This window comes from Bradyrhizobium sp. 1(2017), assembly GCF_011602485.2.
Lineage (GTDB): Bacteria > Pseudomonadota > Alphaproteobacteria > Rhizobiales > Xanthobacteraceae > Bradyrhizobium.
The window spans coordinates 7134996-7154573 of record NZ_CP050022.2 but is presented as its reverse complement, the minus strand read 5'-3'; the positions used below and the strand labels follow the sequence as shown (position 1 = coordinate 7154573).

At 64.5% G+C, this 19578-nt stretch carries 22 protein-coding genes; 11 read left to right on the top strand and 11 right to left on the bottom strand.

Features of this window, described 5'->3' with window-relative positions; translation table 11 throughout:
- Positions 1-5: 5 nt before the first annotated feature.
- The 8 genes from HAP40_RS33950 to HAP40_RS33915 form a co-directional block, all read right to left on the bottom strand.
- A complete protein-coding gene (locus HAP40_RS33950; RefSeq protein ID WP_166813081.1) occupies positions 6-1475 on the bottom strand; it encodes a CpaF family protein in 1470 nt (489 codons plus the stop codon).
- A 21-nt stretch (positions 1476-1496) separates the two neighbouring features.
- The gene (locus HAP40_RS33945) at positions 1497-2765 is read right to left on the bottom strand and encodes an AAA family ATPase (protein WP_166813083.1); all 1269 of its coding nucleotides are present in this window, start codon (positions 2763-2765) and stop codon (positions 1497-1499) included.
- The gene (locus HAP40_RS33940; RefSeq protein ID WP_166813085.1) at positions 2762-3496 is read right to left on the bottom strand and encodes a CpaD family pilus assembly protein; all 735 of its coding nucleotides are present in this window, start codon (positions 3494-3496) and stop codon (positions 2762-2764) included. Before HAP40_RS33940 ends, HAP40_RS33945 begins: the two co-directional genes overlap by 4 nt.
- A 19-nt stretch (positions 3497-3515) precedes the next feature.
- Positions 3516-4991: a type II and III secretion system protein family protein gene (locus tag HAP40_RS33935; RefSeq protein ID WP_166819238.1), complete on the bottom strand. Its 1476-nt coding sequence runs from the start codon at positions 4989-4991 to the stop codon at positions 3516-3518.
- Positions 4992-5002: 11 nt separating this feature from the next.
- Entirely contained in the window at positions 5003-5800 is a 798-nt protein-coding gene (gene cpaB / locus HAP40_RS33930) for a Flp pilus assembly protein CpaB (protein WP_166813087.1), read from the bottom strand.
- Positions 5801-5927: 127 nt separating this feature from the next.
- Entirely contained in the window at positions 5928-6452 is a 525-nt protein-coding gene (locus HAP40_RS33925; protein WP_166813089.1) for an A24 family peptidase, read from the bottom strand.
- Positions 6453-6572: 120 nt separating this feature from the next.
- Positions 6573-6719, bottom strand: a complete 147-nt coding sequence (locus tag HAP40_RS33920) for a hypothetical protein (RefSeq protein ID WP_166813091.1) — start codon at positions 6717-6719, stop codon at positions 6573-6575.
- 70 nt (positions 6720-6789) lie between these two features.
- On the bottom strand, positions 6790-6954 hold the full coding sequence (locus tag HAP40_RS33915) for a Flp family type IVb pilin (protein WP_166813093.1): 165 nt from the start codon (positions 6952-6954) through the stop codon (positions 6790-6792).
- Between the two features lie 262 nt (positions 6955-7216).
- Here HAP40_RS33915 and HAP40_RS33910 point away from each other — a divergent pair, with 262 nt between their 5' ends.
- Together HAP40_RS33910 and HAP40_RS33905 are read left to right on the top strand one after the other, a co-directional pair.
- Entirely contained in the window at positions 7217-8044 is an 828-nt protein-coding gene (locus HAP40_RS33910; protein ID WP_166813095.1) for a sterol desaturase family protein, read from the top strand.
- A gap of 164 nt (positions 8045-8208) precedes the next feature.
- A complete protein-coding gene (locus HAP40_RS33905) occupies positions 8209-8706 on the top strand; it encodes a pilus assembly protein N-terminal domain-containing protein (protein ID WP_166813097.1) in 498 nt (165 codons plus the stop codon).
- A gap of 167 nt (positions 8707-8873) precedes the next feature.
- Here the strand turns inward: HAP40_RS33905 and HAP40_RS33900 are convergent, their stop codons facing one another.
- From HAP40_RS33900 to HAP40_RS33890, 3 genes are all read right to left on the bottom strand, one after another.
- A complete protein-coding gene (locus tag HAP40_RS33900) occupies positions 8874-9086 on the bottom strand; it encodes a cold-shock protein (protein ID WP_166813098.1) in 213 nt (70 codons plus the stop codon).
- 277 nt (positions 9087-9363) lie between these two features.
- Complete coding sequence (infA, locus tag HAP40_RS33895) at positions 9364-9651, bottom strand: translation initiation factor IF-1 (protein ID WP_007599789.1); 288 nt, start codon at positions 9649-9651, stop codon at positions 9364-9366.
- Positions 9652-9675: 24 nt separating this feature from the next.
- Positions 9676-11277 (bottom strand): DEAD/DEAH box helicase, encoded by a 1602-nt coding sequence (locus HAP40_RS33890; protein WP_166813100.1) that lies wholly within the window; start codon positions 11275-11277, stop codon positions 9676-9678.
- Positions 11278-11759: 482 nt separating this feature from the next.
- On the opposite strand from HAP40_RS33890, the gene urtA reads away from it, so the two are divergent.
- The 9 genes from urtA (at position 11760) to HAP40_RS33845 (ending at position 19561) form a co-directional block, all read left to right on the top strand.
- Positions 11760-13082 carry an urea ABC transporter substrate-binding protein gene (urtA, locus tag HAP40_RS33885; RefSeq protein ID WP_166813102.1) on the top strand — a complete coding sequence of 441 codons (1323 nt, stop codon included), beginning with the start codon at positions 11760-11762 and terminating at the stop codon, positions 13080-13082.
- Positions 13083-13165: 83 nt separating this feature from the next.
- Positions 13166-14773, top strand: coding sequence for an urea ABC transporter permease subunit UrtB (gene urtB, locus HAP40_RS33880; protein WP_166813104.1), 1608 nt, complete (start codon positions 13166-13168; stop codon positions 14771-14773).
- Positions 14770-15936, top strand: coding sequence for an urea ABC transporter permease subunit UrtC (gene urtC, locus HAP40_RS33875; RefSeq protein ID WP_166813105.1), 1167 nt, complete (start codon positions 14770-14772; stop codon positions 15934-15936). Before urtB ends, urtC begins: the two co-directional genes overlap by 4 nt.
- Positions 15937-15942: 6 nt before the next feature.
- Positions 15943-16704 carry an urea ABC transporter ATP-binding protein UrtD gene (urtD, locus tag HAP40_RS33870; protein WP_080134998.1) on the top strand — a complete coding sequence of 254 codons (762 nt, stop codon included), beginning with the start codon at positions 15943-15945 and terminating at the stop codon, positions 16702-16704.
- Between the two features lie 3 nt (positions 16705-16707).
- Positions 16708-17403 (top strand): urea ABC transporter ATP-binding subunit UrtE, encoded by a 696-nt coding sequence (gene urtE / locus HAP40_RS33865; RefSeq protein WP_166813106.1) that lies wholly within the window; start codon positions 16708-16710, stop codon positions 17401-17403.
- A gap of 30 nt (positions 17404-17433) precedes the next feature.
- Complete coding sequence (locus HAP40_RS33860) at positions 17434-18264, top strand: urease accessory protein UreD (RefSeq protein ID WP_166813108.1); 831 nt, start codon at positions 17434-17436, stop codon at positions 18262-18264.
- Between the two features lie 37 nt (positions 18265-18301).
- Positions 18302-18604: an urease subunit gamma gene (locus tag HAP40_RS33855; RefSeq protein ID WP_007605424.1), complete on the top strand. Its 303-nt coding sequence runs from the start codon at positions 18302-18304 to the stop codon at positions 18602-18604.
- A 111-nt stretch (positions 18605-18715) separates the two neighbouring features.
- A complete protein-coding gene (locus HAP40_RS33850) occupies positions 18716-19021 on the top strand; it encodes an urease subunit beta (RefSeq protein WP_166813109.1) in 306 nt (101 codons plus the stop codon).
- A gap of 3 nt (positions 19022-19024) precedes the next feature.
- Positions 19025-19561: an HD domain-containing protein gene (locus HAP40_RS33845; RefSeq protein WP_166813111.1), complete on the top strand. Its 537-nt coding sequence runs from the start codon at positions 19025-19027 to the stop codon at positions 19559-19561.
- The last annotated feature ends 17 nt before the right edge of the window (positions 19562-19578 follow it).

The window sequence follows — 19578 nt, the reverse complement described above, 5'->3', positions numbered from 1 at the left end:
CCAGCTCAATTTGGCGGCGCCGATTCGGCGGCGTCTAGCGCGGCGGCAAGCCGCTTCTCCTCGCCGTAATAGCGGGCGCGTTCCCAGAACTTCGGGCGGCCGATTCCGGTCGAGCGGTGCTTGCCGATGATCTTGCCGTTGGCGTCTTCGCCGATCAGGTCGTAGAGAAAGATGTCCTGGGTGATGATGGTGTCGCCTTCCATGCCCATCACCTCGGTGACGTGGGTGATGCGGCGCGAGCCGTCGCGCAGGCGCGCGGCCTGGACGATGACGTCGATGGAGGCGCAGATCATCTCGCGGATGGTGCGCGAGGGCAGAGAGAAGCCGCCCATCGTGATCATGGATTCGCAGCGCGACAGCGCCTCGCGCGGATTGTTGGCGTGGAGCGTGCCCATCGAGCCGTCATGGCCGGTGTTCATGGCCTGAAGCAGGTCGAACGCCTCGGGTCCGCGGACTTCGCCGACGATGATGCGTTCGGGGCGCATACGCAGGCAGTTGCGCACCAGCTCGCGCATCGTGACCTGGCCTTCGCCCTCGATGTTGGGTGGGCGGGTTTCGAGCCGCACCACGTGAGGCTGCTGGAGCTGGAGCTCGGCGGCGTCCTCGCAGGTGATGACCCGCTCGTCGTGCTCGATGTAGTTGGTCAGACAGTTGAGCAGCGTTGTCTTGCCCGAGCCGGTACCGCCCGAGATTAGCACGTTGCAGCGGACCCTGCCGATGATCTGGAGGATCTCGGCGCCTTCCGGCGAGATCGCGCCGAACTTGACGAGCTGATCGAGCGTCAGCTTGTCCTTCTTGAACTTTCGGATGGTGAGGGCGGGACCGTCGACCGCGAGCGGCGGTACGATGGCGTTGACGCGGGAGCCGTCGGCAAGGCGCGCGTCGCAGATCGGCGAGGATTCGTCGACTCGGCGTCCGACCTGGCTGACGATGCGCTGACAGATATTGAGGAGCTGCTGGTTGTCGCGAAAGCGGATTCCGGTGCGCTGGATCTTGCCGCCGACTTCGATGAAGACGGTGCCGGCCCCGTTCACCATGATGTCCGCGATATCGTCGCGCGCGAGCAGAGGCTCCAGCGGGCCGTAGCCGAGCACGTCGTTGCAGATGTCGTCGAGCAGCTCTTCCTGCTCGGCGATCGACATCACGATGTTCTTGATCGCGATAATCTCGTTGACGATGTCGCGGATTTCCTCGCGCGCGGACTCCGAATCGAGCTTGGCGAGCTGGGCGAGGTCGATGGCCTCGATCAGCGCGCCGAAAATGGTCGCCTTGACCTCGTAATAATTGTCCGAGCGCCGGCTCTCCATGGGGGGAGGCGGCGGGGCCTTGGCAGGAGCAAGCGGGGGCGAGGCGACGGCCGGCGGGGGCGGGGCGCGCGACACCGTCGGCGCCGGAGCCTGGGAGGGCTCGGGCGGCACGGCGCCGGGCTTGGGAGCCCGAAAGTCGGTGTCTGTTCCGCTACGCTTACCGAACACTTAACAACTCCATGCGGCGGCTTATTTTCCCCGCAACTTCTCAATCAGCGGTGAAAGCAAGGACGACTTTTGCTTCTTCGTCTCGCTGCGCCCGGTCAGGCGCTGGGCGATCTGAAGGAACATCTCGATCGACTTGTGGTTGGCGGAAATCTCCGCGATCATCTGGCCGTTGTTGGCCGCCGAGCCGAAGATTTGCGGTTCGAACGGGATCGAGGCGACCGGCTGGCTCTCGATCGCTTTGGCGAATTCCGCGGCGGCGATCTCCGGCCGTTTCGGCACGCCCACCTGGTTCAGGCAGTAGAGCGGCGGGCGGTCGTTGGGGCGCGAGGCCTTCAACAGATCGAACAGGTTCTTTGTATTGCGCAAATTGGCGAGATCGGGCGCCGCCACGATCAGGATGTCGTCCGCTCCGATCAGGGCGCGCTTGGTCCAGCCCGACCATTGGTGCGGGATGTCGAGCACGATGCACGGCATGGTGGAACGCAGCGTGTCGAATACGGCATCGAAGGCGTCGGAGCCGAAATCATAGACCCGGTCGAGCGTCGCGGGCGCTGCCAGCAGGCTGAGATGGTCGGTGCATTTCGACAGCAGGCGGTCGATGAAGGCCGTATCGACGCGATCGGGTGAGAACACGGCGTCGGCAATGCCCTGCGGTGGGTCCTGGTTGTAGTCCAGCCCGGCGGTGCCGAAGGCGAGGTCGAGATCGGCGACGACTGCATCCATCGCGAGATCGCGGGCGATCGCCCAGGCGACGTTGTGGGAGATGGTAGACGCGCCGACGCCGCCCTTGGCGCCGACCACGGCGATGATGCGGCCGACCGCCTTGGCTTCGGGGGCCGAGAACAGATTGCAGATCGAGCGCACGACGTCGATGGCGCCGACCGGCGCGAGCACGTAATCGCTGACGCCGCGGCGCACCAGCTCGCGATAGAGCATGACGTCGTTGATGCGGCCGATCACGACCACGCGGGTGCCGGCGTCGCAGACGGTGGCGAGCTGGTCGAGCCCGCCGAGCAGGTCGTTGCGGCCGTCGCTCTCGAGCACGATCACGTTCGGCGTCGGGGCGGACCGATAGGCTTCGATCGCCGCCGCCATGCCGCCCATCTGGATCTTCAGATGGGCCTTGCCGAGACGACGATCCTCGCCGGCCGACTGCACCGCGGCAGCGGTCTCCACGGTCTCGCAGAAGGCCTGCACCGAGACGCGCGGCGAGGGTGCAATATGCTCCTCGACCGGCGGGGGCGGGGTCTCCGGCTGCTCTTCTTGAGGCTGGCGAGCGTAGCTGATCATTTGCCGGTGTCGCTGAGTTTGGCCTTGTCGGCTTCGGGATAGGTGGTCGCGGTCGTCGTTCCCTTGCGATACTTCTCCATGGCCGTGGTGCGGCGCGCCATGTAAGGCGGCGTCTCAGCCCTCGGCTGCTCGAGATCGCTGGGATTGTCGACCATCGCGGCGAGGTTGCGCTGATAGGCGCAGCCGTAATTGTAATAGTCCTTGTTCTCGAACCAGCTCCTGTTCTTCATCGAGGGGCCGATGTCGTCCGGCCACAGACCGCAGGGGCCCGCGACCGCGGCGATCTTGGAATAGGTCAGCCGGATCGGCGGCAGGAAGCGCTTGTCTTCCGGTTGATAGGGACGAACGACGACGCCACGCGGCGGGACGCCTGCCGCGGCCAGCATCGCCTGGATCTCGCGCATGGTGTCTGCGACCGGACGTGCGTTCGGCGTGCCGGTTGGCGCGTCGATGCGGATGGCGCCGGTGCCTTCGCGCAGCCAGGCCGAGGCGACGCCCATCACGTCGGCGCGCTGGGCGGCGGTCAAGCCGCCGCGCGCGTGGCCGACGAAGACGACGATCGAGCGGTTCTGCTCTTCGATCGCGATCGGGTGGCGCTGCTTGTAGTCGTCGGGAATGGAGGCGGTGACCTCCTGGTCGTGCTGGCAGCCGCCGAGGACGAGCGCCATGCCGGCGAGCGCGCCACCGAGGCGGATAGCGCATTTGCGAAGCTGGGGTTGTCTTGTGATCATCGTGGGTCCCCGTTCCGCCTCAGTCGGTGATGAAGCCGTAGGTGCCGCGGTAGTTCCGGGCCGGTTCGGTCCGGCCGGGCACGCCGTAGATGCGGTTGATGTTGCCGATCAGCTCGGCCTGCGGATCGGAAGGCGCGGCGAAGCCGTCATCCGGTCGCGACAGATCCTTTTGCGCGACCGCGCGAACGACATAGGGCGTCACGATCACGACCAGTTCGGTCGCATTGTTGACGAAGTCGCGGCTGCGGAACAGCGTACCGAGGATCGGAAGCTGCATCAGCCCCGGCAACCCGCTGACCGCCTGCTTGGTCTGCTGCTGGATCAGGCCGGCCATCGCCATGGCGCCGCCCGAGGGAATTTCCAGCGAGGTCTCGGCGCGGCGGGTCCTGATCGAGGGCACCGTCAGCGAGTTCACCGACGTCGAGCTCACGGCCTGGGACAGCGTGATCGAATTCTCGTTCGACAGCTCCGAGACTTCCGTCATCACGCGCAGGCTGATCTTGCCTTCGCTCAGCACCACCGGCGTGAAGTTGAGCGAGATGCCGAATTTCTTGAAGCTGATCTGGGTGGTACAGACATGCGTGACGGGATCGCACGCGTAGCCTGCCGGCACCGGGAATTCGCCGCCGGCGATGAAGGTCGCGGACTCGCCGGAGATCGCGGTCAGGTTCGGCTCGGCCAGCGTCCGGATCACGCCCGCGGTCTCCATCGCCCGCAGAGTGGCCTGTACGGACGGCGTTGCGCCGAACTTCGTGGTCAGGTTGTTGCCGTCCACCAGATTGCGGCCAAGGGCCGTGAACGGGTTGGAGTTGGTGAAGCTCACCACCGAGGTGCCATAGTTCAGGTTCGCGGTGAGGTCGATGCCGAGCTGCTTGACGATGTTGCGCTGGACTTCGGCGACGGTCACCTTCAGCATGACCTGGTCGCGGCCGCGGACCACGATCGAGTTCACCACCTTGTCGGCGCCGCCGGCGAGCCGCGCGGCGAGATCGTTGGCCTGCTGCGCTTCCAGCGGATTCGCGGCCGTGCCGGACAGGACGATGCCGTCGCCGAGACCGTCGATCTGGATGTCGGAATTGGGCAGGATCTGCTTCAGCGCGGCCCGCACGCCGTTGAGGTCGCGCTTGACCGCGATGTCATAGGCCGCGATCTGCTGGCCGGCAGAATCGAAGAACACGATGTTGGTCTGGCCGACAGTGGCGCCGATGATATAGGCGCGCTGCGCCGAGCGGACCACCGCATTGGCGATCTTGGGGTCGGCGACCAGTACGTCCTTGATGTCGCGCGGCAGGTCGATCACGATGGATTTGCCGACGCCGAGCGAGAGGAACCGCGCGTTCATCTGGCCGTCGGCGGCGACCTGTGCGATCGGACGATAATCGGCAGCGATCGCGGGAGTCAGCGCCGGATTGAGCGCCAGCGCGAGGGCGGCCGAAAATGACAGGGCGCGGACCATCGAGGTTCGTATCGTCGCCGCGTTCAACCTGTATTTCATCTCGACTGTCTTCATCGTGCTTTCGCCGTCTGACTTGGAATGCCGTAGCGAATGATCGAAACGCCGTCGCGCTTCTGCGCGGATTCGTCGAGCGTGATCTCGCTCATCTTGACGTCGGCTATGCTGCGCAGCGCCAGCGACAGCGTGCCGGCCTGGCGGGCCGACGAAAGCGCCTGGGTCTGCGCGGCATTGAGCTCCAGGGTCACGGTCTTGCCGACCACCGTGTTCTGGCCGTCCTTCTCCTTCGGCGCCTGGTCGATGGCGAGGACGCGGATGTTGGCCAGGATGATCTCGGACGTGATGATGTCCTGGGCGCCGTTGCTCTGGTCCGGATTCTTGAGGCGGCGCGTGAGGAGCACATCGACGCGGTCGTTGGGCAGGATGAAGCCGCCCGCGCCGGTCTCCGGCGAAATTTCGGTCGAGATCGCCCGCATGCCGGTCGGCAGGATGGCGGCCATGAAGCCGGAGCCCTCGGCCTTGACCAGCTTCTGATCGCGGATCGGCTCGCCCTGGATGAAGGGAGCGCGCGCGATCGAGCCGGTCACCTGGGTCACTCCCTCGGGACGCTCATTGCGGCGAATGAAGGTGGCGCTGGCGGTCGCGGCCGGCCAGGTCTGCCATTGCACGTCTTCCGGCTTGACGGTCTGGCCGAGACCGATGTCGTTCTTGGCCACCAGGACGTCGACGGTTGGAAGTTGTGCGACCGGAGCGGGCGGCGGCGCAGAATTGTCCGAGCCGCTCGCCAGGTACGCGGCGACGCCGCCGGCGCAGATGGCGACCGTCAGGACGACAATGCGTGCCCTATTCATACGCTTCACTTTCCAACAAAACGCCGCGACGCTGCCGCCGCCGTAATCGGCAGTTGACCAGCTATTCGTCAAAGCATGGTTAATGAGGCGTATCTAAATCGCCTTAACGCCGGGTTACCCGGTGCGTTCAGCGCAGTGCGAGGTGGGCGAGGTCGATCGCCTTCACCCATTCGGTCTCCGGGTAGACCATCAGCGCGCTCAGTGCGAGCGCGATGCCGTAGGGAATGCCGCTCTCCTTGGCGTGCAGCCGTGCGAGCCAGGCCTGGCCCGCCAGCCCGTAGGGCAACGGCCATTGCCGGAACTGGAGCAGGAGCAGCGTCAGCGCCCCGCCGAACAGCGAAGCGTAGAGCAGGAAGTTCATCAGATGGGCAAAGCCGAACCAGAGGGCGACCGAGGCCGCGACCTTGGCATCGCCGCCGCCGACCCAGCCCATCGCGAAGCAGCCGAAGGCCGCGGCCAGGAGAAGCGCTCCGGCACCGACGTGGCTCAGCATCTCGTAAGGTGCCATGCCACCGGCGAGAGCGAGGGCGAAGAAGCCCGCGACCAGGACCAGCGACACGCGGTTCGAGATCGTCATCGTGAAGAGATCGCTCGCAGCGGCGAACGCCATGAGGGCCGGGAAGAGCATAAGGCGCGCAAGGTCGAGGATCATGAGCTGCGTCTTGAGGCCTGGTTGTGTCGCGGAAGCTGGCGGCGCGGATGCTAGCCCGGCAGTGCTAAACAAACCGACAACGGCGGCCGGGCCGCGAGGCCGGATCCGGCGAAAGCGCGTTCACCAGAGGCTGGCAATGCGCAACGCGAGCAGGACCGTCGCAAGCAGCAGCGCAACGCAGACCCAATAGGCCGGCGAACCGGCATGTGCCGCCTCCGCCTCGTTCGCCGCGACCGCGGCTTTCGATCTGTACTCGCGCAACGCCACTGGAACTCGCCGTCTTCAGAAAAACAAAGGCCCCGGAGGTCCGGGGCTTTTGCGGTCGTTCGTCGGCTGCTTACTTCAGCGACGTGCTGATCGAGCCGAACTTGGTGTTCAGCGAGCTGCCGAGATTGTTGACGACGGTGATGATGGCCAGCGCGATGCCGGCAGCGATCAGGCCGTATTCGATGGCGGTGGCGCCGGATTCATCCTTGGCGAAACGCGCAATCAGATTCTTCATGAACAAAACTCCGTCTGGTTGGGATCGCCTCGTTCGGCGCTGTCTTTGACGCGACGAGCATGAGAGCCGAGCTCTTTCGGTAGAGTTAATTCGATCGCGCAAAGCCGCGCGTTGCACGATGCTTTTGGCCAGAGTGAATTTCGCCTTAAGGCGGCAGTTGAGATTCGGTCTGGTTCCGAATGCAGCGCCTCGCCGGCTTCACCGTCCCTTAAATTTCACGGAGTAGGCCTAGCGGGACCAGCAGTCCGGAAGTGAGGCGACGATGTCGAGCCTGCCCATGCAAGTCGCCCTGATGCTCGGGGAGACCATCCAGAAGATGGTGCCTGTCACCCTCGCGCTCGCGGCGGTGTTCACCGTGCTCGAGCATTTCTGGGCCTGCAATCCCGGCGCGCCGTGGTGGCGCAAGCGCGAGATCCTCACCGACATCTGCTACTGGTTCTTCGTCCCCGTATTTGCCCGCACCATGCGGATCGGACTGCTGATCGTCGGCGCCGGCGTCGTCTTCAACATCCACGATGCCGACGAGCTCATCGCCTTCTACGACAACGGCCATGGCCCGCTGGCGCAGCTGCCGCTTTGGGCGCAGGCCGTGCTGTTTCTGGTGCTGTCCGATTTCATGCTGTACTGGCTGCACCGGCTCTTCCACGACGGCGGGTTCTGGAAGTACCACGCGATTCATCATTCGTCGGAGGAGATCGGCTGGATTTCCGCGGCGCGCTTCCATCCCGTCAATCTCATGCTCGGGACGATCAGTGTCGACGTCGTGCTGCTGATGGCCGGTATCTCCCCGAACGTCATGATCTGGGTTGGGCCGTTCACCACCTTCCACTCGGCCTTCGTGCACGCCAATCTGAACTGGACCTTCGGACCGTTCAGATACGTGCTGGCGACGCCGGTGTTCCACCGCTGGCACCACACCTCGCTGGAAGAGGGCGGTGACACCAATTTTGCCGGGACGTTCCCGATCTGGGACGTGCTGTTCGGTACCTTCCGTATGCCGGAGGGCCGGCTGCCGCAGGATTACGGCAAGGACGAAGAGGCCATGCCGAAGGAAATCGGCGGCCAGCTCGCCTTTCCGTTCCGCCAATAGGGCCGTGTCAACGTCTCCGAGGATCGCAAAGCGAGGGGCCCTTCAAACAATAGTCGGCGAGTTTGCGGAACGTTCACGAATTAAGGGCAGGTTAGCCGGGTCGGGCACCGGCTCCGCTGTACTCGATCGTTTCTGCCGGTTTGAGACGTCCCGGGAGTAAGTGTATGCGTAAAGAGTTGCTCCGCCGTCAGGCGCGGGTCTGCCTTCTGGCTGCGGCTACGGTGCTGGCATCGTCCGGCGCCGGGCTTGCCGAGCCCACCGCCGATACCATTGCCGTCAATGTCGACCAGGCCAAGCTGGTCCGGCTCCCCGGTAAGGTTGCGACCATCGTGGTCGGCAATCCCCTGATCGCTGACGTCACGCTCCAGCCCGGCGGCATGATCGTCGTGACCGGGAAGGGCTATGGTGCCACCAATTTCATCGCGCTTGACCGGGGCGGCGAGATCCTGGTCGACCGCCAGATCCAGGTCGAAGGCCCGAGCGACCGGCTCGTCACCGTCTATCGCGGGATCGAGCGCGAGTCCTACAGCTGCATGCCCGTTTGCCAGCGTCGCGTGACGCTCGGCGACAGCGACACCTACTTCAACAACACGATGAGCCAGGCCGGTTCGCTGAGCAACAGTGCCAGCGGCACTGCCGGCGCGGGCGCCAAGACCAACTGAAGCCCGGGCGGATTTGCTCCGCGGCCTGCGTCCAATACAGCCCGGCTACGGCCTGCACGACCTATTGAGCACAGCCGCTTGCTTGGGACATGAAAAAGGCCGTGCGTCGCGCACGACCTTTTGTTTGCTGGCTCGTCGAGTCGATCCGGGCGACGGGCCCGGCGGGCTCAATCCGCGGCGCGGAGGTTGTCCGCCGCCGACTTGCCGGAACGGCGGTCGGCCACGATCTCGTAGGAGATCTTCTGGCCTTCACGCAGCGAGCCGAGGCCCGCGCGCTCGACCGCGCTGATGTGAACGAACACGTCCTTGCCGCCATCGTCGGGCTGGATGAAGCCGAAGCCCTTGGTCGAGTTAAACCACTTCACGGTTCCCATGCTCACGGGGTAGACCCTTCTCAGATACACAATGTAAAAGCCAGCTTGCGCGGGCAGGTTAGATCGAATTTTTGGAGGGTCGTCAGCGTGTCTAAACCGGCTGTACCGGTGGATGCTAATGTCGTCCGGCCGAAAATCGATTAATTCATTTTATCGGAATTAGGGTCTCGAAACAATCCTGAGGCCCACGATTTTTTGATCCGCCATGATGCCCACGGCGGATCAACACACAGGTTGGAATTCGACTTTCCGCTTTGCGCGCCAGAAGCGAACGAGCGCGCCGCTAGCGGCGGCGGAACTGCCCGCCGCGTTGCCCGGGACGCGGAGGTCCGCCCATCCCGCTGGGACGCTCGTCCTTGTGGCGGAAAATCAGCCGGCCCTTCTCGAGATCGTAAGGCGACATTTCCACCGTCACGCGGTCGCCCGCGAGCGTCTTGATGCGGTTCTTCTTCATCTTGCCGGCGGTGTAGGCAACGATCTCGTGTCCGGCGTCGAGCTGCACGCGGTAGCGGGCGTCGGGGAGGATTTCGGTGACCAGTCCTTCGAACTGGATCAGCTCTTCCTTAGCCATGTGGTTGTCTCCAGTCGTAGACGTCTAGTGCGAATGAGGGTTGCGGTTCGGTCGGCCGTTGGGACGACTCTCGCGACGCAAAAAGGCAACGCCTTGTATTCCATCAGGCTTGCCGGCGCTATGCGCGGGACGCTGTTCCGACCGCTCGGTTGGTGAGGAATTCACCTTACCACCGGAACCGTGGCGGCGGCGAGCCCCCTTCGAGGCCCTGTGGCCTTCGTTGGGCCTGCCATCAACAGGTCTGCCCTCGGCATGGCGTCCTTCGCCATGCCTCGCGTCGACATGCCGTCCGTCGCCCTGCTTGCCGGCGCCGTGGCGGCGTCCGTCGGCATGCCTTTCGTCGGTGCGCCGTCCGTCGCCGTGCCGTGCCCCCTGCGGACGCTGGCCTGGGCGGCCGCCCGGCCGCCCCTGTCGCTGCTGCGACGGGGCAGGGCCTGCGTCGCGGCGGCCGGCGTCGGTGCGGAGATCCTCGCGTGGCAGCGCCACCTTGATCAGCCGCTCGATGTCGCGGAGATAGCTGAGCTCCTCGCCCCCTGCGACCAGCGAGATCGCGGTGCCCTCGGCGCCGGCGCGCGCGGTGCGGCCGATGCGGTGGACATAGGTCTCGGGCACGTTGGGCAGGTCGAAATTGATGACATGGCTGATGCCGTCGACATCGATGCCGCGGGCGGCGATGTCGGTGGCGACCAGGGTGCGGATCTCGCCCGAGCGGAACTGGGCCAGCGTGCGCTCGCGATGGTTCTGCGATTTGTTGCCGTGAATGGCGTTGGCGGCAATGCCCGCCTTGGCCAGCGTCTTCACCACCTTGTCGGCACCGTGTTTGGTCCGGGTGAAGACCAGCGCGCGGTTGATCTGCTCGTCCGTCAGGAGCTTGGTCAGGAAGGCGGGCTTGGCCGAGAAATCGACCTGCAGGATGCGCTGGTTGATCCGTTCGGCGGTCGAGGAGACCGGGGTCACCGCAACGCGGGCGGGGTCGCGCAGCATGGCGTCGGCGAGCTCGGCAATGTCCTTCGGCATGGTGGCCGAGAAGAACAGCGTCTGCCGCTTGATCGGCAGCTTGGCGACGATTTTGCGGATGTCGTTGATGAAGCCCATGTCGAGCATGCGGTCGGCCTCGTCGAGCACGAGGAACTCGACGCTTCCAAGCCTCAAGCCGTTGCTCTGTACGAGGTCGAGCAGGCGGCCGGGGGTCGCGACCAGAACCTCGACGCCCTGCATGAGCGCGCGGACCTGGCGGCCCATCGGCACGCCGCCGATGGCGAGTGTCGAGGACAGGCGGATGTGGCGGCCATAGGCGTTGAAGCTGTCGAGAATCTGGCCCGACAGCTCGCGGGTGGGCGACAGCACCAGGACGCGGGCGGTCTTGGGCTGCGGCTTGATGCGGTTCTCGAGCAGGCGATGCAGGATCGGCAGCGCAAAGGACGCGGTCTTGCCGGTGCCGGTCTGGGCGATGCCGACCACGTCGCGGCCGGTCAGTGCCAGCGGGACGGTCTGGGCCTGGATCGGGGTGGGGGTGACGTAATTCTCTTCACGGAGAGCGCGTGCGATGGGTTCGGCGAGGCCGAAATCCTGAAACGAAGTCAAAAGAGGGGTTCTTTCCATGTCAAAAGCGGGCGCCCGGCGCATTCGGCGCGGCGCGCGCAAAAGGGTGTCGAGAAGACACCTGCGTGTTTGGGGTGTCGGATGGCTTGGGAGATATGGGGCAAGCCAGAGGCCCGCTGGGGGCTTAAGAACACGCGGCTCGCTACGACCCCTTGATTCGCAAGAGGTCTCAGGCGCTCATATGGAACATTGCCGCGGCACTTTCAAGGCGGGCGGGGCCCAAACGACGATTGCGGTGCAGAAATTATTGTGCCGGAAATTTAGCCAGAAGGGCAGAATTGCCAACGAAATAGGCTGCCTGCCGCTTTCGCATACATTGCCGTTGCCTGCAGTTTAGGCGGTCTGGCGGTGCCAAAACTCGGCGTTTCGGCTATTTTAGAAATGAATTCAATGGCTTGATGGGTGCCCAGTCCATGGCACGGTTCTTGCGAATCCGTTAATCGCAGGCGGCCGTGGGGCCGTTTCGCAGCGTTTTTCCACGTCTGCGTCAGGGAGATGATACACTCATGCTTAGCAAATCCACTCACGATATAGCGGCGTCATTTAGCCGCCGCGGCGTGCTCGCCGCGACCGCTGGACTGATGCTCGGTCTGGCCTCATTGACTGGCGCGAAGGCCGCGGACGACACCATCAAGGTCGGCGTGCTGCACTCCCTTTCCGGCACCATGGCCATCAGCGAAACCACGCTGAAGGACACCATCCTCTTCCTGATCGACGAGCAGAACAAGAAGGGCGGCGTTCTCGGCAAGAAGCTCGAAGCCGTCGTCGTCGACCCCGCCTCGAACTGGCCGCTGTTCGCCGAGAAGGCGCGCGAGCTGATCACCAAGGACAAGGTCTCGGTCGTGTTCGGCTGCTGGACCTCGGTGTCGCGCAAGTCGGTGCTCCCGGTGTTCAAGGAGCTGAACAACATCCTGTTCTACCCCGTGCAGTACGAGGGCGAGGAGAGCGAGCGCAACGTGTTCTACACGGGTGCTGCGCCGAACCAGCAGGCGATCCCCGCCGTCGACTACCTGATGAAGGAGGAGAAGGTGAAGCGCTGGGTGCTCGCGGGCACCGACTACGTCTATCCGCGCACCACCAACAAGATCCTGGAAGCCTATCTGAAGTCCAAGGGTGTCGCCCAGGAAGACATCATGATCAACTACACGCCGTTCGGTCATTCCGACTGGCAGACGATCGTGGCCGACATCAAGAAGTTCGGCTCGGCCGGCAAGAAGACCGCGGTGGTCTCGACCATCAACGGCGACGCCAACGTTCCCTTCTACAAGGAGCTCGGCAACCAGGGCATCAAGGCCAAGGACATCCCGGTGGTCGCGTTCTCGGTGGGTGAGGAAGAGCTCGCCGGCATCGACACCAAGCCGCTGGTCGGCCATCTCGCCGCCTGGAACTACTTCGAGTCGATCAAGACCCCGGCGAACGAGAAGTTCATCAAGGACTGGCAGGCCTACACCAAGAACCCGAAGCGCGTGACCAACGATCCAATGGAAGCGCATGTGATCGGCTTCAACATGTGGGTGAAGGCCGTCGAGAAGGTGAAGTCGACCGATCCGGACAAGGTGATCGACGCACTTCCCGGCATCGAGGCGCCGAACCTGACCGGTGGCGTGTCGAAGATGCTGCCGAACCACCACATCACCAAGCCGGTGTTCATCGGCGAGATCAAGGGCAACGGCCAGTTCGACGTGGTCTGGAAGACCCCGGGCCTCGTCGCGGGCGACGCCTGGTCGAAGGAGCTCGACGGCTCCAAGGACCTGATCGGCGACTGGGTCGGCAAGAAGTGCGGCAACTTCAACACCAAGACCGACAAGTGCCTCGGTTCGGGCTCCTGATCCCGATCTGACGCTCCATTGCATGATCGGAGAAGGCGGCGAACCCGCCGCCTTCTCCTTCATTTCTGCCGGGATCAATCACAGTGCCAGCCCATTTGTCCGCCCGCCTCCGTTCGCTTGTCCTCTCGTTGTTCCTGATCGCGTTCGCGCTGCCGGCCTTCGCCGGCCCGTTCGAGGATGCGGTCGCCAAATTCGCCAATGACGATTTTTCCGACACCGACGAGGCGATCGGCATCGTCGCAGGCAGCGGCAACAAGCTGGCATTTCCCATCATCAGCGCGCTCCAGGACGGCCGTCTCATGGCCGATCCGGACAGCAAGAAGGTCTACATCACCGGTACCGACGGCAAGTCGATCGATGCGGCAACCGGCGAGCCCGTCGCCAGCGTTCCCGACAGCGCGAGCGCGGTGCGTCTCAACAACCGCCTGCGCCGCAGCGTGGACGCCGCGCTCGGCAGCCTGACGCTTCAGTCGCCGGATGTCGGAACGCGCCTCCAGGCCGCCCAATCCGTCTTCAAGTCGCATGAGGAGACGGCACTTGAGGCCGTCGATGCCGCGCTGGCCAAGGAAACCAACAAGTCCGTCAAGGCCGCGCTCGACGAAGCCCGCGCGGCGATCCTGCTGTACAAGTCGGACGCCACCGAGGTCGAGAAACTCGAGGCGGTCGCCACCCTCAAGGCGCGCGGCGACCAGGAAACGCTGGCGCTGCTCACCGGCATGGGCGACCAGCCGGCCTCGGTGACCAAGGCTGCCGCGAGCGCAATCGGCTCGATCCAGTCTTCGCTCGCGGTCTGGTCCACGGTGCAGAATGCCTGGTACGGCCTCTCGCTCGGCTCGGTGCTGCTGCTCGCGGCGATCGGGCTCGCCATTACCTTTGGCGTGATGGGCGTCATCAACATGGCCCATGGCGAGATGGTGATGATCGGCGCCTACACCACCTTCGTCGTGCAGGAGGTGATCCGCACCCGCTATCCCGGCCTGTTCGACTATTCGCTGCTGATCGCCGTGCCGCTCGCCTTCCTCGTCGCCGGCGCCATCGGCGTCCTGATCGAGCGCAGCATCATCCGCTTCCTCTATGGCCGTCCGCTGGAGACGCTGCTGGCGACCTGGGGCCTGTCGCTGGTGCTGCAGCAGGCGGTGCGCACGATGTTCGGTCCGACCAATCGCGAGGTCGGCAATCCCTCCTGGATGAGCGGCGCCTTCGAGCTCGGCCAGATCACCATCACCTATAACCGGCTCTGGATCCTCTGCTTCACCCTCGCGGTGTTCGCGATCCTGCTCGCGATGCTGCGCTACACCGCACTGGGCCTCGAGATGCGCGCGGTGACGCAGAACCGCCGCATGGCGGCCTCGATGGGCATTGCCACCTCGCGCGTCGACGCGCTCACCTTCGGGCTCGGCTCGGGCATCGCCGGCATCGCCGGAGTGGCGCTGTCCCAGATCGATAATGTCAGCCCCAATCTCGGTCAGAGCTACATCATCGACAGCTTCATGGTCGTGGTGTTCGGCGGGGTCGGCAATCTCTGGGGCACGCTGGTCGGCGCCTTCACGCTCGGCATCGCCAACAAATTCCTGGAGCCGGTCGCCGGCGCGGTGCTCGGCAAGATCGCGATCCTGGTTCTCATCATCCTGTTCATTCAAAAGCGGCCGCGCGGCCTGTTCGCGCTCAAGGGCCGTGCGGTGGAAGCATGACCCCACACATGCTGACGCGATCGCTGGACCGCAGCGCGACGATCTTCCTTGCCGTCGTCGCGGCCTGCGGCATCCTCATCCCGCTCTCCAACCTGCTGCTGCCGGCGGGCTCGTTCCTGCAGGTGCCGACCTATCTGGTCGCGCTCTGGGGCAAATATGTCTGCTACGCCATCCTGGCGCTCTCGATCGACCTGATCTGGGGCTATTGCGGCATCCTCTCGCTCGGCCACGGCGCCTTCTTCGCGCTCGGCGGCTATGCCATGGGCATGTATCTGATGCGGCAGATCGGCACCCGCGGCGTCTACGGCAATCCGATCCTGCCGGACTTCATGGTGTTCCTGAACTGGCAGAAGCTGCCCTGGTACTGGTACGGCTTCGACATGTTCTGGTTCGCCGCGCTGATGGTGCTGGTCGTGCCGGGTCTGCTCGCATTCTGCTTCGGCTGGCTCGCCTTCCGCTCCCGCGTCACCGGCGTGTACCTGTCGATCATCACGCAGGCGATGACCTATGCGTTGCTGCTCGCCTTTTTCCGCAACGATTTCGGCTTTGGCGGCAATAACGGTCTGACCGACTTCAAGGACATTCTGGGCTTCAACGTGCAGGCGGAGGGGACCCGTGCCGCGCTGTTTGCACTGAGTTGCCTGGCGCTGATCGTGGGCTTCCTGATCTGCCGCGCCATCGTCTCCTCCAAGCTCGGCAAGGTGTTGATCGCGGTCCGCGACGCGGAATCGCGGACGCGCTTCCTCGGCTATCGCGTCGAATCCTACAAGCTGTTCGTGTTCACGGTCTCGGCCTGCATGGCCGGCGTTGCCGGCGCGCTCTACGTGCCGCAGGTCGGCATCATCAATCCATCCGAGTTCGCCCCGGGCAATTCGATCGAGGCGGTGATCTGGGTCGCGGTCGGCGGCCGCGGCACGCTGGTGGGTGCAGCGCTCGGCGCCGTCGTCGTCAACTACGCGAAGACGTTCTTCACCTCGGGGATGCTGGCGCCGTACTGGCTGTTCATGCTGGGCGCGCTGTTCATCCTGGTGACGCTGCTGCTGCCCAAGGGTATCGTCGGCACCTTCAATGCCTGGTGGGACTCCTCGAGGGAGAAGCGCGCCGCGGCTTCAGTGAGCGCCGCCGCCGAAGACGGCGTCACCCAACCGAAGATGGCGGAGTAAGCGGTCATGAACGTCATGGACACCCGCGCGACTTCCGCAATGCTCTATCTCGACGGCGTGCACGTCTCGTTCGACGGCTTCCACGCCATCAACAATTTGTCGCTGACGCTCGAACCCGGCGAGATGCGCGCCATCATCGGCCCGAACGGCGCTGGGAAGACCACGATGATGGACATCATCACTGGCAAGACCAAGCCGGACGAGGGCACCGTGCTGTTCGACGGCGTCACCGATCTGACGCGGCTGGACGAGACCCGAATCGCGGAACTGGGCATCGGTCGCAAATTCCAGAAGCCGACCGTGTTCGAGAGCCAGACCGTGCAGGACAATCTGCTGCTGGCGCTCAACGTCGACCACTCGGTCCGGGGCACGCTGTTCTGGCGCGGCAGCAGGGCGGAGTCCGAGCGCATCGACAAGGTGCTGGAGACGATCCGCCTCACCGAGGCTCGCAACCGGCTTGCTGGCAGCCTCAGCCACGGCCAGAAGCAGTGGCTCGAGATCGGCATGCTGCTGGCGCAGGACCCGAAGCTGCTCCTCGTCGACGAGCCCGTCGCAGGCATGACCGACGTCGAGACGCATCTCACCGCCGAGCTTCTGAAAGAGATCAACAAGACCCACACCGTGATGGTCGTGGAGCACGACATGACTTTCGTCCGCGAGCTCGGCGTCAAGGTCACCTGCCTGCACGAAGGCACGGTGCTCGCGGAAGGAACCATCGACCAGGTCTCGTCCAACGAGCGGGTCATCGAAGTGTATCTGGGACGCTGAGCGATGCTTGAGGTCAAGGACATCAACCTGTTCTACGGCGCGGCGCAGGCACTGCGCGGCGTCTCGATCTCGGCCGAGCCGGGCAAGGTCACTTGCGTGCTCGGCCGCAACGGCGTCGGCAAGACCTCGCTGCTGCGCGCCATGGTCGGCCAGTATCCGATCTCCTCGGGCGCGATCGTGCTCGACGGCAGCGATATCACCGGTCTGAAGCCCTATGAGCGCGCGCGCAAGGGCATCGGCTTCGTCCCGCAGGGCCGCGAGATCTTCCCGCTGCTGACGGTCGAGGAGAACCTGAAGACCGGATTCGGTCCGCTCAAGCGCGAGGACAAGCACATTCCGGACGACGTGTTCTCGCTGTTTCCGGTGCTGCAATCGATGCTGGGCCGGCGCGGCGGCGACCTCTCCGGTGGCCAGCAGCAGCAGCTCGCGATCGGCCGCGCGCTGGTGATGCGGCCGAAGCTGCTGTTGCTCGACGAGCCGACAGAGGGCATCCAGCCCTCGATCATCAAGGACATCGGCCGCGCCATTTCCTATCTGCGCAATCTCGGCAACATCGCCATCGTGCTGGTCGAACAATATCTCGACTTTGCCTGCGAACTCGGCGACAGTTTCGCAGTGATGGATCGCGGCGCGGTGAAGTTCACCTGCGACCGCTCCAATCTCGACGCGAGCGAAATCAGCCGCCAGATGGCGCTTTAGGCCATTCGGCCGCGATCGGCTGGGGAGGCGATGCGCAGCGACGTTTCAGTCACATCGGGGGTTTTCGAGGCGAACCGCGCTCGCGGCGCGGTGCGCTTCGACGTGCACGCACGCGATGGCATCACGCGTCGCGGGGTCTTGCATGAATCCGGCTCGTTGCGCGTGCGCTTCCCCTCGCCGGAGGGCGAAGGGCTGTCCGGCGTGTTCGTCAATACGGCCGGCGGGGTCGCCGGCGGGGACCGTTTTGATATCGATATTGCAGCAGGCCGGGGCTCCCGGCTGACGCTGACGACCGCAGCCGCCGAAAAGGTCTATCGTGCGCCCGGGGCCGCGGCGCAGCTCGGCATTGTCTTGAGGGTCGACGCGGAGGCGCATCTTGCCTGGTTGCCTCAGGAGACCATCCTGTTCGATCGTGCCCGGGTTCACCGCCGTTTCGACATCGCGCTCGACGAAAACGCCTCGCTCCTGCTTTGCGAGATCGTCGTGTTCGGCCGCGCCGCCATGGGTGAGCGGATGGAGCACGGCGAGTTCGTCGACCGCTGGCGGCTATCGCGCGGCGGCAGGCTGGTGTTCGCCGAGACCGTCAGGCTCGACGGCAATATCGGCGCGAAACTCGGGCGATCCGCCGTCGCCAAGGGCGGCGCCGCGATCGGCACCGCGCTGATCGTGCCCGGCGATGAGGCGCTGGTCGAGCGCATCCGCGAGGCGTCGGAATCCTTCTGCGGCGAGGTCGGGATATCCGCGTGGAATGGCTTTGCAATGGCGCGGTTCTGTGCCCAAGATGCGGCGCGGTTGCGGGCCGACATGATGGCCGTGCTGGCGCGCACCGGTGCGGCCCTGCCGCGGCTCTGGCTGAATTGACCGGTTGAATTGATGCGTTGAACGGAAGAGATGTCGCATGAATCTGTCTCCCCGCGAAAAGGACAAGCTTCTGATCTCGATGGCGGCCATCGTGGCGCGGCGCAGGCTGGACCGCGGCGTCAAGCTCAACCATCCCGAGGCGATCGCGATCATCTCCGATTTCATCCTCGAAGGCGCACGCGACGGCCGCACCGTCGCCGAGCTGATGCAATCGGGCGCGCAGGTCCTCACCCGCGACCAGGTGATGCCGGGCATCCCCGAGATGATCCATGACATCCAGGTCGAGGCGACCTTTCCGGACGGCACCAAGCTCGTCACCGTGCACGAGCCGATCAGGTAGCTTGAATTCGTCATTCCGGAGCGCCCGCGGGGCGAACCCGGAATCCAGAGGTTTTGATTTCGAGATTCCGGGCTCTCGCTGCGCAAGCCCCGGAATGACGAGGAGGATAGAATGATCCCCGGCGAACTCTTCATCCAGGACGGCGAGATCGAGCTCAACGTCGGTCGCAAGACCGTGACGCTGACGGTGGCCAACACCGGCGACCGCCCGATTCAGGTCGGCTCGCACTACCATTTCTTCGAGACCAACCCGGCGCTGAAATTCGACCGTAAGAAATCCCGCGGGATGCGCCTCGACATCGCCGCCGGCACCGCCGTCCGCTTCGAGCCCGGCCAGACCCGCGACGTCCAGCTCGTCGCCATGGCGGGCAAGAAGACGATCTACGGTTTTCGTGGCGACGTGATGGGGAAGCTGTGAGGCATGTGGCCGCCCGTCCGGTTCATTTCCGAAGCTGCCGAAGTGGCCGCTCGCCGGCATAAGAGTATGATGCGTAAGGGGCGAGACAACGAGCCCTACGCAAATCATCTTGCCGAAGTCGCGAACTTCCTTGCTGTCGCAACGAACGGTGCGGATGCCGAGCTCGTTGCAGCCGGCTGGCTGCACGATACGCTCGAGGACACCGAGACGACTATCGAAGAGCTCTCAGCAAGATTCTCTGATCGTGTGGCTTCCCTCGTCATCGAATGCACAGATGATATGAGCTTGCCAAAGGCTGAGCGGCGGAGGCGACAGATTGTCGATGCGCCGAAGAAGTCGGCTGATGCCAAGCTCATCAAAATTGCCGACAAGATCAGCAATATCGGGGCTCGTATTCGTTCCAACCCGACCACTGAGCAGCGTGCCGACCTGACCGAGTACACCGATTGGGCGGTGCAGGTCGTCGCGGGCTGCCGCGGCGGTAATGCCTACCTCGACGAAATATTCGACGATGTGGTGAAACGAGCGAGAGCTTCGTAGGAACACCATCAAAGTAA